The 14,826-nt window shown below is 37.5% G+C and carries 13 protein-coding genes; 4 read left to right on the top strand and 9 right to left on the bottom strand.

Annotated elements, in window-relative coordinates; translation table 11 throughout:
* The first annotated feature begins 49 nt into the window (after positions 1-49).
* From LK994_RS04285 to LK994_RS04275, 3 genes are all read left to right on the top strand, one after another.
* Positions 50-481 (top strand): cytochrome C oxidase subunit IV family protein, encoded by a 432-nt coding sequence (locus LK994_RS04285; RefSeq protein WP_229761652.1) that lies wholly within the window; start codon positions 50-52, stop codon positions 479-481.
* A gap of 103 nt (positions 482-584) precedes the next feature.
* Positions 585-1,301: an SCO family protein gene (locus LK994_RS04280; protein ID WP_229761651.1), complete on the top strand. Its 717-nt coding sequence runs from the start codon at positions 585-587 to the stop codon at positions 1,299-1,301.
* 61 nt (positions 1,302-1,362) lie between these two features.
* On the top strand, positions 1,363-1,947 hold the full coding sequence (locus tag LK994_RS04275; protein WP_229761650.1) for a DUF420 domain-containing protein: 585 nt from the start codon (positions 1,363-1,365) through the stop codon (positions 1,945-1,947).
* A gap of 7 nt (positions 1,948-1,954) precedes the next feature.
* Here LK994_RS04275 and LK994_RS04270 read toward each other — a convergent pair whose 3' ends face one another.
* From LK994_RS04270 to LK994_RS04235, 8 genes are all read right to left on the bottom strand, one after another.
* Positions 1,955-2,677 carry a hypothetical protein gene (locus LK994_RS04270; RefSeq protein WP_229761649.1) on the bottom strand — a complete coding sequence of 241 codons (723 nt, stop codon included), beginning with the start codon at positions 2,675-2,677 and terminating at the stop codon, positions 1,955-1,957.
* Between the two features lie 10 nt (positions 2,678-2,687).
* Complete coding sequence (locus LK994_RS04265; protein WP_229761648.1) at positions 2,688-3,077, bottom strand: MGMT family protein; 390 nt, start codon at positions 3,075-3,077, stop codon at positions 2,688-2,690.
* A gap of 36 nt (positions 3,078-3,113) precedes the next feature.
* The gene (trmB, locus tag LK994_RS04260) at positions 3,114-3,992 is read right to left on the bottom strand and encodes a tRNA (guanosine(46)-N7)-methyltransferase TrmB (RefSeq protein ID WP_229761647.1); all 879 of its coding nucleotides are present in this window, start codon (positions 3,990-3,992) and stop codon (positions 3,114-3,116) included.
* A 58-nt stretch (positions 3,993-4,050) separates the two neighbouring features.
* On the bottom strand, positions 4,051-5,196 hold the full coding sequence (locus tag LK994_RS04255) for a glycosyltransferase family protein (RefSeq protein WP_229761646.1): 1,146 nt from the start codon (positions 5,194-5,196) through the stop codon (positions 4,051-4,053).
* The gene (locus tag LK994_RS04250) at positions 5,196-6,365 is read right to left on the bottom strand and encodes a glycosyltransferase (protein ID WP_229761645.1); all 1,170 of its coding nucleotides are present in this window, start codon (positions 6,363-6,365) and stop codon (positions 5,196-5,198) included. Before LK994_RS04250 ends, LK994_RS04255 begins: the two co-directional genes overlap by 1 nt.
* Positions 6,366-8,195: an ABC transporter ATP-binding protein gene (locus LK994_RS04245; RefSeq protein ID WP_229761644.1), complete on the bottom strand. Its 1,830-nt coding sequence runs from the start codon at positions 8,193-8,195 to the stop codon at positions 6,366-6,368.
* Positions 8,182-10,788 (bottom strand): glycosyltransferase, encoded by a 2,607-nt coding sequence (locus tag LK994_RS04240; protein WP_229761643.1) that lies wholly within the window; start codon positions 10,786-10,788, stop codon positions 8,182-8,184. The genes LK994_RS04245 and LK994_RS04240 overlap by 14 nt, the downstream gene beginning before the upstream one ends.
* 205 nt (positions 10,789-10,993) lie before the next feature.
* Complete coding sequence (locus LK994_RS04235) at positions 10,994-11,356, bottom strand: hypothetical protein (RefSeq protein WP_229761642.1); 363 nt, start codon at positions 11,354-11,356, stop codon at positions 10,994-10,996.
* A gap of 549 nt (positions 11,357-11,905) precedes the next feature.
* Between LK994_RS04235 and LK994_RS04230 the strand changes: the two genes are divergently transcribed.
* On the top strand, positions 11,906-12,367 hold the full coding sequence (locus LK994_RS04230) for a hypothetical protein (RefSeq protein WP_229761641.1): 462 nt from the start codon (positions 11,906-11,908) through the stop codon (positions 12,365-12,367).
* Positions 12,368-12,475: 108 nt separating this feature from the next.
* Here the strand turns inward: LK994_RS04230 and LK994_RS04225 are convergent, their stop codons facing one another.
* Complete coding sequence (locus LK994_RS04225; protein ID WP_229761640.1) at positions 12,476-14,791, bottom strand: NHL domain-containing protein; 2,316 nt, start codon at positions 14,789-14,791, stop codon at positions 12,476-12,478.
* Positions 14,792-14,826 lie beyond the last annotated feature (35 nt).

Here is a 14,826-nt window from a genome sequence, read left to right as displayed (position 1 = left end):
AGGTATTCCTAAACGTCAAAACTTCTAAACATACTAAACGATATTTAAAATGAGTGCACACGCTTCTTCACCGGAAATTACTTTTCATCCTGAGCATGCTTCAGGTACAGGTAAAATATGGAAAACATTTTGGCTGCTATCTGTTATTACAATTATTGAATTGGCAATAGGGCTGGCTATCTATAATATACACAAAGGAGAACACCCTAATGCAAGTTTAGTGTTAGGATTTAAAGGTGCGGTTTGTATCTTAACGCTGGCAAAAGCCTATTATATCGTTTCTATTTTTATGCATTTAGGAGATGAGATCAGAAACTTTATGATGACTATTATTGTTCCGCTTTGTTTATTTATCTGGTTCATCGCTGCATTTTTGTGGGACGGAACCAGCTGGAGACATTTACGTAACAGGTATAATCGTATCGAAGTAAAAACAGAACATGTTGCTCCTGCTTCAAAAGAAATAATGGAAAAACATTAATCAATAAAAAACGTTTTTTATGCTAAAACCATTGCACCTTTGCAGTGGTTTTTAGTTTTAGGGAAGTCTTCTTTCAGGAGCCTGATTACCTTAAAAAAGCAATATGAACAAAAGAGCAATTTTAGGAGTATTACTGGCAATGGTATTGCCTTTTACAGGATATTTTCTGGTAAAATATTATAGTGAAGCAGCTGTGGATATGCCTCATCGTTATTTTTATGATAGCGTAGCTACAGTAAACAATAACGGGAAGATAAGTGTTGATACTATCTGGCACAAAGCGAAAAATTTAAGTTTTACCAATCAATTAGGAAAGACAGTAGACCTGGACTCTTTAAAAGGAAAAATATTGGTGATCGATTTTTTCTTTAGCAGATGCCCAAGTATTTGTCCGGGGCTTGCTAAGAGCATGCAACGGTTACAAAATTCATTTGGAGACGGTAAAGACAGTATTGTTCAATTTATTTCAATCAGTATTGATCCTGAATACGATTCTGTACCGCAACTGAGAAAGTTTGCAAACAGGTACACCAGTAATCATGATAGCTGGTGGTTTTTAACGGGGAATAAAAAGGAGATATATGATTTTGCTTTTAATGAACTAAAGGCAAGCATTGCAGATACAGAAGTGGATACTGCGTTCATTCATACGGAAAACTTTTTTCTGCTGGACAGAGACAGAGTTGTAAGAGGTTGGTATAACGGTTTTGATACTGTGAAACAAGCCAAACTTGTACGAGATATTCCGCTACTTATGCTGGAAAAAAATAAAAAAAGAACGTTCAAAGATTTTTTAAAAGAACTATTTGAAAGGAGTTAAAAAATGAGATACAAGAAGCAGCCAAATTTGCTTTGATTGTATCTTTAATTAAATTGCGTGTATGTTAGAACCAACAATGATTAAAAATGACAGAGGGGCCAAGTCGGTGATATGGGTATTGTCTGTTGTAGTTTTTGGAGCTGTGGCTATTTTGTCAAAATATCATCTGGATATTGACCTTGGATTCAATCCGCATGTGTTTGCACAGGCAAACGCAATTATAAACTCTATCGTAGCATTTTTATTAATTGCCGGCATTATCGCAGTAAAACAAAAAAGCTATTTGCTGCACAAAAAAATAATGCTTGTTGCCATCGTGCTATCAGTGTTGTTTTTGATATCATACATTTGTCATCATTTATTAGCCGGCGAAACAAAGTTTGGTGATATCAATCATGATGGATTAGTAGACGCCGATGAAAAATTGCAGGTAGGAAGGTTACGTATATTGTATTACATTTTATTGATCACACATATTCCATTAGCGGCCATCATACTTCCTTTTATTTTATTTACAGCTTATCGTGCCTTAATTGGAGAATATGAAAAACATAAAAAACTTACAAGGATCACCTGGCCGGTTTGGTTCTATGTTGCTGTTACAGGAGTGATTATTTATCTGATGATAAGCCCTTACTATTTATAGAACTCAATTAAGCTTTTTCAACTATAATTTTTGTACTTCCAAGATAAGTGATCCTGATTTTTATTGTATCTCCAATATTAACTGCAGCCTCATCTTTATTAACAGGGATCTTTGCCTGAATTTTATCTCCTATTACATTTACAAAAATACCATGTGGCGTTACTTTATAAACAACGGCATCTATTACTGTCTTATTTTTAAAGTGTTGCATCGCTGCCGTATACTCTGGTATATATACACTTTTGTACATAGAGGCAGTTGCTTTATCGGGCTTATCAATATTTTCCAGTTTAAAAAATATGGGCTCGTTTAATTTGTCTTCGTGAGGAACTTTTTCCCAGGGGGATAATATCAGCGGGAACAACACATAGCTTCCTGTTTCTTTTACAAAATAACCGGCATCTACTTTTTTTAAGTATCCTACAAAACGGTTTTCAATTGCAGCTTTATTAATTAAATTATCTAAAGGATTATTGTATTTGAATTGGATATGGTCGGCTATCATTTTGTCCCCACGTGGAGATAGAACAATAATAAAAGTTACGGTGTCGCCGATATGAAATTTATGTTCTTTCTTAATGATCCTGGCAGCTTTTAATTTTGCCTGCGTTTTTTCATCAATATACCCATTGATACTTTTTTTCTTGCCATTGAGTTCGTATTCAATAGTAGCGTACTGTTTATCATGATGGATAAAAGTGATGGTACCCATTATAGTTTTTTCATCCATAGTAATAATTTTACAGACCTAATTCTTCCGAGGGGTCCCAGTATATTTTTTTGAAATCCACAATTGTATCTTCTTTGACGAGGATCTTTTCTTTTTTTAACAATTCTTCCATTAAAGTAGGTGTGGCAAAATGATGTTTGCCGGTGAGCATACCATTTCTGTTCACCACTCTGTGAGCTGGCACTTTTGGGGTAGCACTATGTGCGGCGTTCATTGCCCATCCTACCATACGTGCCGATAATTTTGTGCCGAGGTAATTTGCAATTGCTCCATAGCTGGTTGCTCTTCCTTTGGGTATTTGTCTTACCACATCATATACATCTGCAAAAAAAGAATATTCTTTTACTGTACTTTTTGCTGTTTCTTTAGCGGCAATCTTTTTCACAGCTTTCTTTTTCATACGATAAGTTACAAAAATATACGGAGGTTATTGTGGTTATTTAGAGGCTTGTTGAATGGCCAGCAATTTACTCCTTTTCGGCTCCGGAACATTTTTATATTCGTAAGGGCAGTTTCTGCAGCCATTGCCACAACAATAGCCTCGCTCTAACAAATACTCTGCAGTAAAAACGATCAGGTCATCTTCATTACTGAATCGTTCTTCCTGGTCAGTTTCATTATTGGGCTCTTCTCTTTTCAGTATCTCCTGCAATTGTTCATCCATATCAGCAATTACTTCGGGCAACTGAAATTTAAGGTAGAATATCTTATTGCTTTTTGCTATATCTAAACTTTGATAATGGGTAATTATTTTTAATTCTTCTTTATTACTTTTTGCGTTCACATCATCGCAATCTTCCAGCAAGGTTAATCCATACATATCAATAACCCTTTTGGTAAATGTATACAGATCCGGAGAATCGGTTTTTAAATGAATACATCCTTTTGTTGATAGTACTTTTTGATACAATCTTAAAAATCTTGGATGTGTTAATCTTTTTTTGGCCCGGGACGTTCTTAATTGCGGATCTGGAAAAGTGAGCCATATTTCACTTACTTCATCTTCACTGAAATAATCTGCTAATTTTTCTATTTGAGTACGTAGAAAAGCAGCATTGTGCAGTTGCTCATCCAGGCATTTTTTTGCACCAATAAATATCCTGTTACCTTTTATATCTACCCCGATAAAATTTTTATCGGCAAACATTCTCGATAAACCTACCGTGTACTCCCCTCTTCCGCAAGCCAATTCCAACACGATAGGATTGTTATTTTTGAAAAATGTATTCCATTTACCCTGCATATTTTCCGGATACTCCAGAACGTTGGCAAATGTTTTTATAGCCGCAAAGCGAATTAATTTTTTCTGACCCATTAGCCGGCAAAGATATTGTAAAATAAAAATCCGGATAGAATTGGCTGAAGTAAAATTATTAGGTAACCCGGTCCAGTATATGTGTAAGGACCCTGGAAGCATCAAAATGATCTTCTGCCATCTCTCTGGCAGATCTGCAATGGAGTGCATATTGCTCATTAATGATACGAATAGCTTCTTCTGCTTCTTCCATTGAAGTAAAAATGAGCAATCCCTTTCCGGTTGGTAACACTTTTGAAAATCCTGTATCCTGAACAAGTACTGGTTTTCCGCTGGCAAGATAGCAGGCACTGCGTTCGCTGAACCAACCACTGTTGGAAAGTACATAACCATGTTTAGCAATACTCCATTCTCCTTTGGATGATTGAATATATTCCTGGTAGCTCTGTGCGGTTTTAGTGGGAACCAAAGAACTAATTAAATCCCATCCATTCTTTTTCAATTCTTCTCTTGGAGCAGAAACTCCTCCCAACGCTATTTCAAATACTTCATTAGTAAAACGACCAGGCAATGTCATATAGTCTTTAAAAGATAAAGATTTCATTCCATAGAATCGGCCATCATATTCTTTCGCCTGATAACTATCCCATTGCATGACAGTAGTCCATTTCTCTAAAGGGCTAGGTTCGCAAATTTTCCACGCTGGTATATAGATAGGCTGTCTTGTTGGTATCCAGGTCAGATCTGCTAGAGGGACACTACAATATTGTTGCCCAATATTTTCTGCAAAAGAAAAAAATACAGTGTGTGCATTTGCCAACGCTTTATAAGCAGTGTCGGTTAAAATTTTTATTTGCGTAAATCCGGGGTCCGTATCAATAAATACCCGTGACGGAATATTAACCCACCAGTCTCGTAAAGGATTAACGCCGGAAATATTTAATACGATATCAGCAGATGAACTAAAATCAAATACATATTGTTTGTCTCTTCCATACCATCTGTTGGTATGTGCATCATAATAAGCCCATTGAGATTGGAGATTGTAGTAATTGAAAAGATCGTTAATAAAACGAAGCCCGTAAGCCGGATCTTCTGTAACTAAAGAAGTTTGTGGATCGTAACAGGCGGGGTAATCTTCACTGTCTTCTACAAAAAGAACTTCGTGGCCTAATTGTTTTAGTCCTAATACGTATTGTAAATGATGCCATGCTAATCCGCCCAATGGCCCACGTATGATATATCCCAGCACAAGTATACGCATCAGGAAATTTTTTCAAGGAGTTGATTTAATATTTTATTACTATCAAAATATTCCCGTGCAATTTCTATTGCCGCTTTCGAATGTTTCATATAATTCTCTTTCAGATCATTTACAGATGTAATGATTGACTCTGTATCGGTAAAGGCAAATAAACCATTACCTGTAGGAATGTATTTTGACCATTGCGTGTCTTGTGCGATCACCGGTTTTCCTGCTGCCAGATAACAAGCAGACCTGCAGCTAAACCAGCCACTATTGGATTTTACATAAGTATGTTTCGCTACAGAGAATTCTGCCATAGCAGTAGTAATAAATTCTTTATAACTTAAGGTATCCGTGATCGTTTTTAATGGGTCCAACGTATTCCATCCGTGTGCTTTTATTTCATTTCTTTTTTCATCGGTTAAACCTGTAATGATTATTTCAAAGGATATGTCGGTAAACAATTTTGGGATACCGATGAATTTTTTAAATTCAATATTTTTCTGTCCCCAGTTCTCGTTGTCGAAAATAAGATCCGGTCTTACTGACCAATTCATCACTGTAGAAATGATATTTGATTTTTGCGGATTGATTGTATTCCAACAATCAATGCAGATGGGTTGCCTGGTTGTATGCCAGTTAAATCCTGCAAGAGGAATCCTGCAAGAGGCCTGCCCAATATTTTCTCCAAAGCTGAAATGATAATTGTGGTTATCAAGAATGAATTTCATTCCGGAAGGATCTTTACCACCTGTTTCAGTAAGATAATCAACCTGTGTGAACATTGGGTCCGAATCTATTAAGACTCTTTTTGGAATGGCAAGATATTCATCCCGTAAAAAAGTAGAAGCGGAGATATTGATGAACACATCTGCCGTTCTGCATATTTCTTTTATTTTATCAAGAGACATACCAAAACAATTACCACTGGCCACATCACGGTAAGCCCATCTGTTTTGCAAACCGAATTTTTCCATTGTGTTTTTGAGATACTCAATACTATCCGAAGGATCATTCCATTCTTTGCCTGCAGATTGAAATTTTGGAAATTGACAAGTATCTTCTAAGTAAAAAACATCATGCCCCAGTTGTTGTAACCCGATAACATACTGGATATAATCCCAGGTAACGCCACCGGTAGGATACAGCCCGATAAATCCTCCAACCACTATCCTTAACTTTTTCATTTAGTTTTTTAAGTGTTGATACTTATATAAATTGGCGTATACCTTATCCAATTTTAATAATGATTCATGTGTTCCGGTTTCTACAATTTCTCCGTCTTGAATAGTAATGATCATATCCGCCTGCCTGATAGTAGATAAGCGGTGAGAGATAATAAAAACAGTTTTACCTTTTGCATATTCCGCAAGTGCATCAAACATTTTTGTTTCTGTTTGTACATCGAGTGAAGATGTTGGTTCATCAAGAATCAATATCGGCGCTTTTTTAAGAAAGGCTCTTGCCAGTGCAATTCGTTGCTTTTCTCCGCCGGATAAAGATACTCCCCCTTCACTGACCAAGGTATGGTATCCATCCGGTAGCTTGCTGATGAATTCATGTGCCTGAGCAACTTTTGCTGCAGCAATAATTTCATCCATCGTTATATCAGGATTTCCGAATGTTATATTTTCTGCAATGGAAACAGGGAACAGAAAACTATCCTGCAATACCATCGAGATATTATTGCGGAGAGATTCCAGTTTAACATCAGCGATATCAACTCCATCTACCATAACTTTTCCATTCCATGGATCATAAAATCTAAGTAAAAGCGAAACAAGAGAAGTTTTACCTGCACCGGTAGAGCCAACAACAGCCACTACTTCTCCGGCGTTTACCCGAAGGTTCATGTTTTGCAGGATGGTTCGTTTGTTACGGTCATACCCAAATGTGATATTATGTAGTACTACATCTCCTTTAACATTTTTCAGTTCTATCGCATGCGGCTTTTCATATACTACTTCATCACTGTCCAATATTTCAAAGATCCTTTTTCCACGGGCAGCAATGGTTACTGCATTTGCGATGGTAGAAGAAAGAGAATTGACCGGTCCGAATAAAGCACCGATATACCCCAGGAAAACAAAAAGATCACCAATAGATATTTTACCTTTTAATCCCAGGTAAGCTCCAATGCCAACTACCAGTGCTCCGGCGATAGCTGTTACTACACCTGTAAGCATCACATAGGATACAGATATTTTGGTAGATCGAATAAAAGCATGACTGTATTGGTTACTATGTTCACTGAATTTTTTATGTGTATACTTTTCTCTTGCATAAGCCTGTACAATTTTGATAGAGCTAAGTGTTTGTTGTGCAAAAGAAGATAATTCTCCTAAAGTTGAATACTGTTGGGTGGTAGATTCTGTAATTGGTTTGTTGTAAAAAAATAATAACAATGCCAAAGCCGGCACTGTTGAAATAGCAATACAGGCCAGAAGCAGATTGATATGCGCCATGATATAAAACATGGCTACCAATGAAGCCATCGCAGTTACAAATGGAATGATGATCTGTGCTACCATTGCATAAACAACATACACATCAGCAGATAGCCGTTGCAACAATTCTCCAATATTATTTTTTGAGTAGAAAGAAAGAGATAGCCGTTGCATCTTATCAAACAGGTCTACCGAAAGATCATGCACTAGCCGTTGACAAAATTTGGTAGTGTAATGCGATACCAACATAGAGATGCAGGCCGAAATGATAATGATCGCAATAAGTGCAAATACCAGCATAAGCAACAAATTGGTTTTGTCTGTGGCACTACTCGTTGGTCCGAAAAAATTTGATATAAAGGGATTGTTGTTATTTGAAAGCACATTATCAATGATGTATTTTACAGGGAGAGGTTTCATCACTTCGAAACCTACGCCGATAAATGACATAGCTAACAGGAAGAATAGTTTTCCTTTATAACGGGTAATGTACCCCAATAGCTTTGTAATTATTTTTACCTGCTGCATTTTCTGGTTCAATAAAATGAAGAAATGATCAATTCTGTGCAATTAGTGCTGATTCAGTTGAGGGCTCAAATATTAATTCAACCTCTTTCGGCAATACTTTCTTGTGTTGTATTATTTTGAATTCAGCGCTTCGCAAAACACTTGTAGATAGCATAGTGAAACCAACATGTAAACTATTTAGAGAACGGGCTGTTTCTACCAGAAAACGTGCTATAAAGAGTATTTCCAAAGATGCGAATACGATACTCGCTACCCATTGCTCTGTGGCTACAGCTATACCTCCTAATGCCAATAGTATTAGCATGATCATCCATACAGTGGATGAATAGCAGGGCCAGCATTTGAATTTGAGGTATTGTTTTTGCGCCCCATGCTCTTCTATAGTTAAGAGTCCGCGGCTTTTTGAAAATAATCCGTTTCTTACCTGTATATCCCAGCGGTCAAATTCACCACCACGTTTACTACATGTTTTCATTGCAGCAAGATTACCTTCAATTGCGGTGAGCCATTCTTCTGTAGATTTCCATTGTTGATCTGACCAGTGTAAAAATGTTTTCGGAAAAAAAGTAAAAAGAAATCCTGATTTAAATGCAGCCCCTCGTTTACGCCATGGCGTAAGTCCGTGTTTGATACGGCCATATAACCTGGCAACAGGCTGAATGATGTGTAAGAAAATGATCATTAAACGATACCTCGGATCTTTTCTTTGTGCAGGAGTAAGCGAAGATTTTTTTGAAGCACTGATGGCGGCTTGTATTATTACGATCAACATTGCTGCTGCAAACGCCAACCAGCACCAAAGTAATTGTGGCCAGATAAAACCAAGGCTTCCTAAAACAGCGAACAGGCCCATTCCTAAATACCATTCCGGCATCAGAGGTAAACAGCTTAGTAAACCATTGGCAGGCTGATAAACAGATTGAAATAATGCAGTTCCCCACGTGCCATGGAATACTTTATCTTTTTTTGTTTTGATAGGAATGGTCAGGCCGTTACCATATATTCTTCCTGCCCAGGCTAAATGACCAAAGGCGTTATACTTTTCGGGCCATTTTGCTTCCAGCAATGCCTCCGCTTTTCCATATCCTTTTTGCTGACGCCAAAATGCTTTTAATGAGTTTCTTCTTTTGTGCCATACCAATGCAGCCGGATGAAAACCTACAGTACGTCCGGATTCCTGTATTCTCCAGCAAACATCTACATCATCACCGGCGGTTCGGTAAACAGGATCAAATCCGTGGATCTGCATCAATGCGTCTCTTCTAAAAGTCATATTACATCCGGGAACATGTTCCGCTATCTCATCATTCAATAATACATGAACAGGACCTCCGGGTGCATTTGCTACGCAGGTGGCTAAAAACCCTGAGCCTTCAGGAGAAATATTAGGACCGCCAATACAGCCATGATCAGATGTTGCGTAGGCATAAGCCAAATAAGTAAGCCATTGTGGATCGGGTGATGCATCATCATCAATATAAGCAAGTATCTCTCCCTTGGCTGCATACATACCCGTATTTCTTGCGTTGCTTAATCCTTTGTTAGGGGTGGTTATTAATTTTACAGGAAATTGTGCTGCAATTGTTGGTACATCATCTGTTGATCCATCATTTACCACAATTACTTCGTAGTTAGGGTAATCCAAACTCAATACACCTTCCAATGTATCTTTTATAGTAGCCCCACCATTGTATGTGCAGATGATCACCGATATCATTGGCATCGGATCTTTTGATGCATACGGTATATTATTCATCGCATTTTTTACTGAATGCATGGCCGGTTTTGGATTACGTTCTCTGTCAACAATACCAAAATCCCAATCATCAATTTCAAATCCTCCTCTCCACCATTCATCTGTCCATGAAAAAATAAATATGCCGGCACAACCTTTTTCGAACACCGTTTTTACCTGCCAGGACAAAACCTCTCCTTGTAATTCGATGCCATTCCGTTTACTGTCTAATCCTATTTCTGCCAATACCAGCGGCCTGTCGCCGGATAAATTGTGCAGGCGTGAAATATAAGCGCCTAATTTTTCAGGAGTTTCGAGATAAACATTAAAACAATCGAAATCTAAAAAACTAAGATCGAGATATTCTGTAGTAGGATAGTTTACATAGGTAACAAGGCCATGCGGATCAACCTCTTTAACGGCGGCATACAGGCGCTTTAAAAAGTTTTCTATTTTTCTTTTTCCGTACCAACGCACAATGCCCGAAGGAATTTCGTTACCGATCGTATAGCATAAGATGGCCGGATGGTTCTTACAGGATTGAACAGCTTCTTTCACCCTTTTTATGATGTCTTTGCTATTGTCGAGAAAGGTGATATGTTGTTCCCATGGCAAACCTACCATTACATGTAAATTCAACGACGCAGCAATATCAAGTAAGTATGTAGGAGGAACAGTGTATGTTCTGATACAATTGAATCCATTGGCAGCCATTAAGGTGATATCCTTTTCCACAATGTCTCTTTCCGGAAACTGAGAGCCGTCGTCCTGGGGCTTAAAAGTACCGTAGGTAACACCTTTCAAATAAATTTTCTCTCCATTTTTATAGATGAATTTACCCTTAACAGTAGGCCTTTCAGAGAGAAGGTGATTGTCTGTTTTTGCAATGAAATTTCCCATATACCGATTTTTTAAGTTAAAAAATTGGATTTCATTGGCCTTCCGTGGGGAAGATTGCAATCATTTAGGAAGTTAATATGGGATTGGGATTTTTAGGAGGTAAACAAATATATGTGATTTGATTAAAATATGCAATAGTCAAATACTTTTAGAGCATATATTTAATTATCTATAGATATTTTAAGTAATGAGGAAGAATACTGTTTTAGTTAAGCTGCTTCAAGACAAATTTGGTGCAGGTAAAAAAATGTCCGCTTAGACAAGCGGACTCTTGGCTGTACATATTACCACGTGTGATTGCAAGGATACCCTTTAAAGCATTGTCACGTAGCAGATCAAAATTTTTCAGCTCTTGTGTAAGAGCGCTGCCGAGGGGTATTTTAAAGAGTGATTCTATTTCCTGTGCTATAGCTATTAATGCAGTTAATTGTGGCTGAACCTGCAGATCAGCAGGGTTATTTTTGTTGACGATTTCGATAACATCCTGTAAGAATTGTGAATATTCACCGTTGCGGAGTTTATAGAGTTCTATACTATTGATCATGGGGTGTTTTTTAATGTAATTCATTGATTATCTGAGTTTAATGTTGATTTTTAACTTTTTTATCTCTGGAGGGAGCCGGTACGATACCGGAAGGTCGCCGGAACTCAGGGGAAGCTTCCGGTATCGTACCGGAAGGCTGCCGGAACTCAGGGGAAGGTTCCGGTATTGTACCGGCAAGCTGCCGGAATGCCAGGGAAGCTTTCGGGGTAAAAAACCGGTTTTGAGTAATAATAGGGCGGCAAGATGCCCGCCACCGGTTTGCAAACGATCAAAAAATGACATGCTGTTATATTTTAATTGTTGTGCAATAAAAATGTAAACAGGATGAGGTTGTAATGGGGCTTTTTAAAAAGAGAAGGTTGAAAACAAACTATGTAAAAGATAGCTGCATGTTGTTGAAATGAAGATAAAATGTTTGTGGAATATGGGTAAAAAAAATTGTTGATTTTTTTATGGAGAATATTTTTCGGGTGTTGGGTACAGTTAGAAATTAAAAATTTATTGAGGAAAATTTTTTTTTGGGGGGAGGGTTTGTTATGTTGTGCAACTACTTAAACACCTAAACCAGATAGAATGCTACTATTACCAAACGAACGTCAGATCGTTACAGCGAATGATGATAAGATCATTTTGACCAATCAGCTAATTCAATTAAATGACAAGTCTTCGGGAAACTCTTACCAGATTACTATGTTTTTAGAGAATATTAGCTCATTTGAAAAAAGATATATAAGCTATCCATTTCTTTTAATTCTTAGTGTATTGGCTATTTTATTTGGAGCAGCTACTTATATAAATGGTGCTGGGGGTGATCGTGAAGAAAGTCCGTTTATTATAGTTGGAGGAATAATTCTTCTTATCATATGGTTCTTTACAAAAAAGCATATAATAAAAATAAAGTCAGACGGAGGATCTTCTTTAGATTTCGTTATTTCTAAAATGTCTGACGAATTGGTGGAGGATTTTCTATATAAAGTTTCTGTCGCTAAATTAAATAGGGTGGCGAATTTAAATATTCTAGCGGAGGTAAGCTAAGATTTGATTGTGTTTTGTTGTTTTTAGTCTCCGCCTTGTTTCGTGTGCCACGAAACAAGGCGAAGATCATGCTGGAACATAATAGTAAAACTTTGGTTGTTGTGCTGATTATTTTTGTCCCGTTATTGTTAAAGTAGTATTAGGAGCTATAGTAACAGCGTGCCCCAGGGCTGATAATGATTTGCAGGTGGCGTTACTATCTATCGTAATATCATATTTCAAAATGATGGTCTGATCAGAATCAGGTATTTGGTTATTCGACCAAACTGAAGGATCGCTCCAGCTGCCTGCCTTAATATTAAACAAAGGGGGTGAGGCGTAGGTAATTTTTCGTACCACATTATTATTACCATCTGCCATATATATGTTGCCATAAATATCTAATGTGATGGAACTTGGATTAATATTTGCATTTAAAACAGAACCGCCATCGCCAGTGCAACCGGGAGTCATAGTGCCTGCAATTAAAGTGATGATATTTGTAACTGGATCGATTCTCCGGATATTCCCATTTATATCAGCAGAGAGATACACATAATCAGAATCATCCACCCAAATATTAAAGGGCTGCATTGTAGCATTAATGGCGAGGCCTCCGTTGCCTGATGTACCTTGCCTACCGTTTCCTGCAATTGGTGTAATAATATTAGTACTTGCTTCAATTTTTCGGATATATACAGAATCGAAAAGTTCAGCAATAAAAATATTGTTATGCTTATCTACAGAAATATCATAGGGATCAATGTTTGCTGCAGTAGCTATTCCTCCATTGCCGCTGTATCCATCAATGCCTGTTCCTGCAATCGTGGAAATAATCTTTGTTGCAGTATCAATTTTTCTAACTCTATACTCACCTGTTATATATAGATTGCCAACTTTATCCATAGTGATACTTCTTGCATTAATATTTGCTGCGGTAGCTATTCCTCCATCGCCGGAATACCCTTTAGTGCCGGTACCTGCAACAGTAGTTATGATATTTGTAGCAGCATCAATTCTTCTAACCATTGCAGAACCGTTATCTATGAAATAAATATTTCCTGAATGATCGCTTAAAATATTATGGCCCATATAGCTTGAAGGAATATTGATCTTGGCTTCAGTGGCTAGTGTACCATCTGCTGAAAAACCTATTGAGCCAACGCCAGCAATAGTAGATATAATGCCAGAGATGGGATCAACCTTACGAATCCGATAGTTGTTGATATCGGTAATATACATATTGTATGCCGGATCTATTGCCAGCCCCATTGGCATATTAAGCAATGTATTGGTGGCAACAACTCCATCGCCGGTATAACCTCCATTTCCTGCGCTTGTGCTAATGATCTGCGTTATCGGATCTATTTTTCTGATTCGTCGGGAGTTGTCATAAAAATAAATAACTCCGCTTTGCGAAGCAGTTAAATGCCGTTGTGCCATGATACTTGCATTTGTTGCTAAGCTGTCATCTCCATAATAAATAAATTTATATGGACCGGGGCCTGCAATGGTAGTAATGGTATTGTCAGATGCATTTATCTTCCTGATGCAAAAATTTCCATCGTCAACCATGTACACATTTGCTGATGAATCGGAAGATAAAAAACCGTTGACAATAGCGAGAGAAGAAAGATTTGCAGGGCCATTGTTACCGGCATACGCATAAGTACCTGCGATACCTGCTACTTTATTAATGATGTGTGTTACCGGATCAATTTTTCTTATGATGAAATAATCGGCATCTGAAAAATAAATAGTTCCGTTCTTATCAACAGTAATGCCGTAAGGAGAACCAACCTGTGCATTGGTGGCAACGCCGCCATCACCTGAATTGCCGCGGATACCCGTTCCTGTAACTGTAGCAACAATGCTTGTTGTATCTATTTTTCTGATTCTCGATTTATGAGGTTCTGTAAAATAGATTGTCCCGAATGAATCTATGGCGATTTGTCGTATCCTGTAAAAATAGCCTGTTTTAGCAGATGCTCCATCTTGGGTAAGAGGTGAAAATGGAGTAGAACCGGCAATGCCAGCCAATGTTGTAATAATATTGGTGATTGCATCAATTTTTCGGATTTGGTCACCTGCATTATTAATATAAATATTATTGTTTTTATCAATCGCCAGACTGATGGGGTTGATCTGGGCATTTACAGCCAAGCCTCCATCTCCCGAAGAGCCGGCAACGCCGGTTCCGGCAATTGTTGTGATAATATTTGTTGTAGCATCTATTTTTCTTATCCAGTCATTACTGGCAATGTACAGATTATTCTTATTGTCCATTGCCATTCCTCCACTTGCATTCAGAGATGCCAATAGAGCATCTCCATTATCACCAAAAAACATAGAGTTTTGAAAATTTCCAGCTTTAGTTGTAATGATCTGCCCGTTTGAAATAGAAAAAGTAATAATAGCAGAGAATAAAAATATTGTAAATTTCATTTATGGGGTTTGATTTTTTTTAATCACGATTGTTG

Source organism: Ferruginibacter lapsinanis, from assembly GCF_020783315.1.
Taxonomy (GTDB): Bacteria; Bacteroidota; Bacteroidia; order Chitinophagales; family Chitinophagaceae; genus Ferruginibacter; species Ferruginibacter lapsinanis.
Note: the sequence above shows the minus strand (reverse complement) of the source record. Positions and strands in the feature narration are given on the sequence as shown.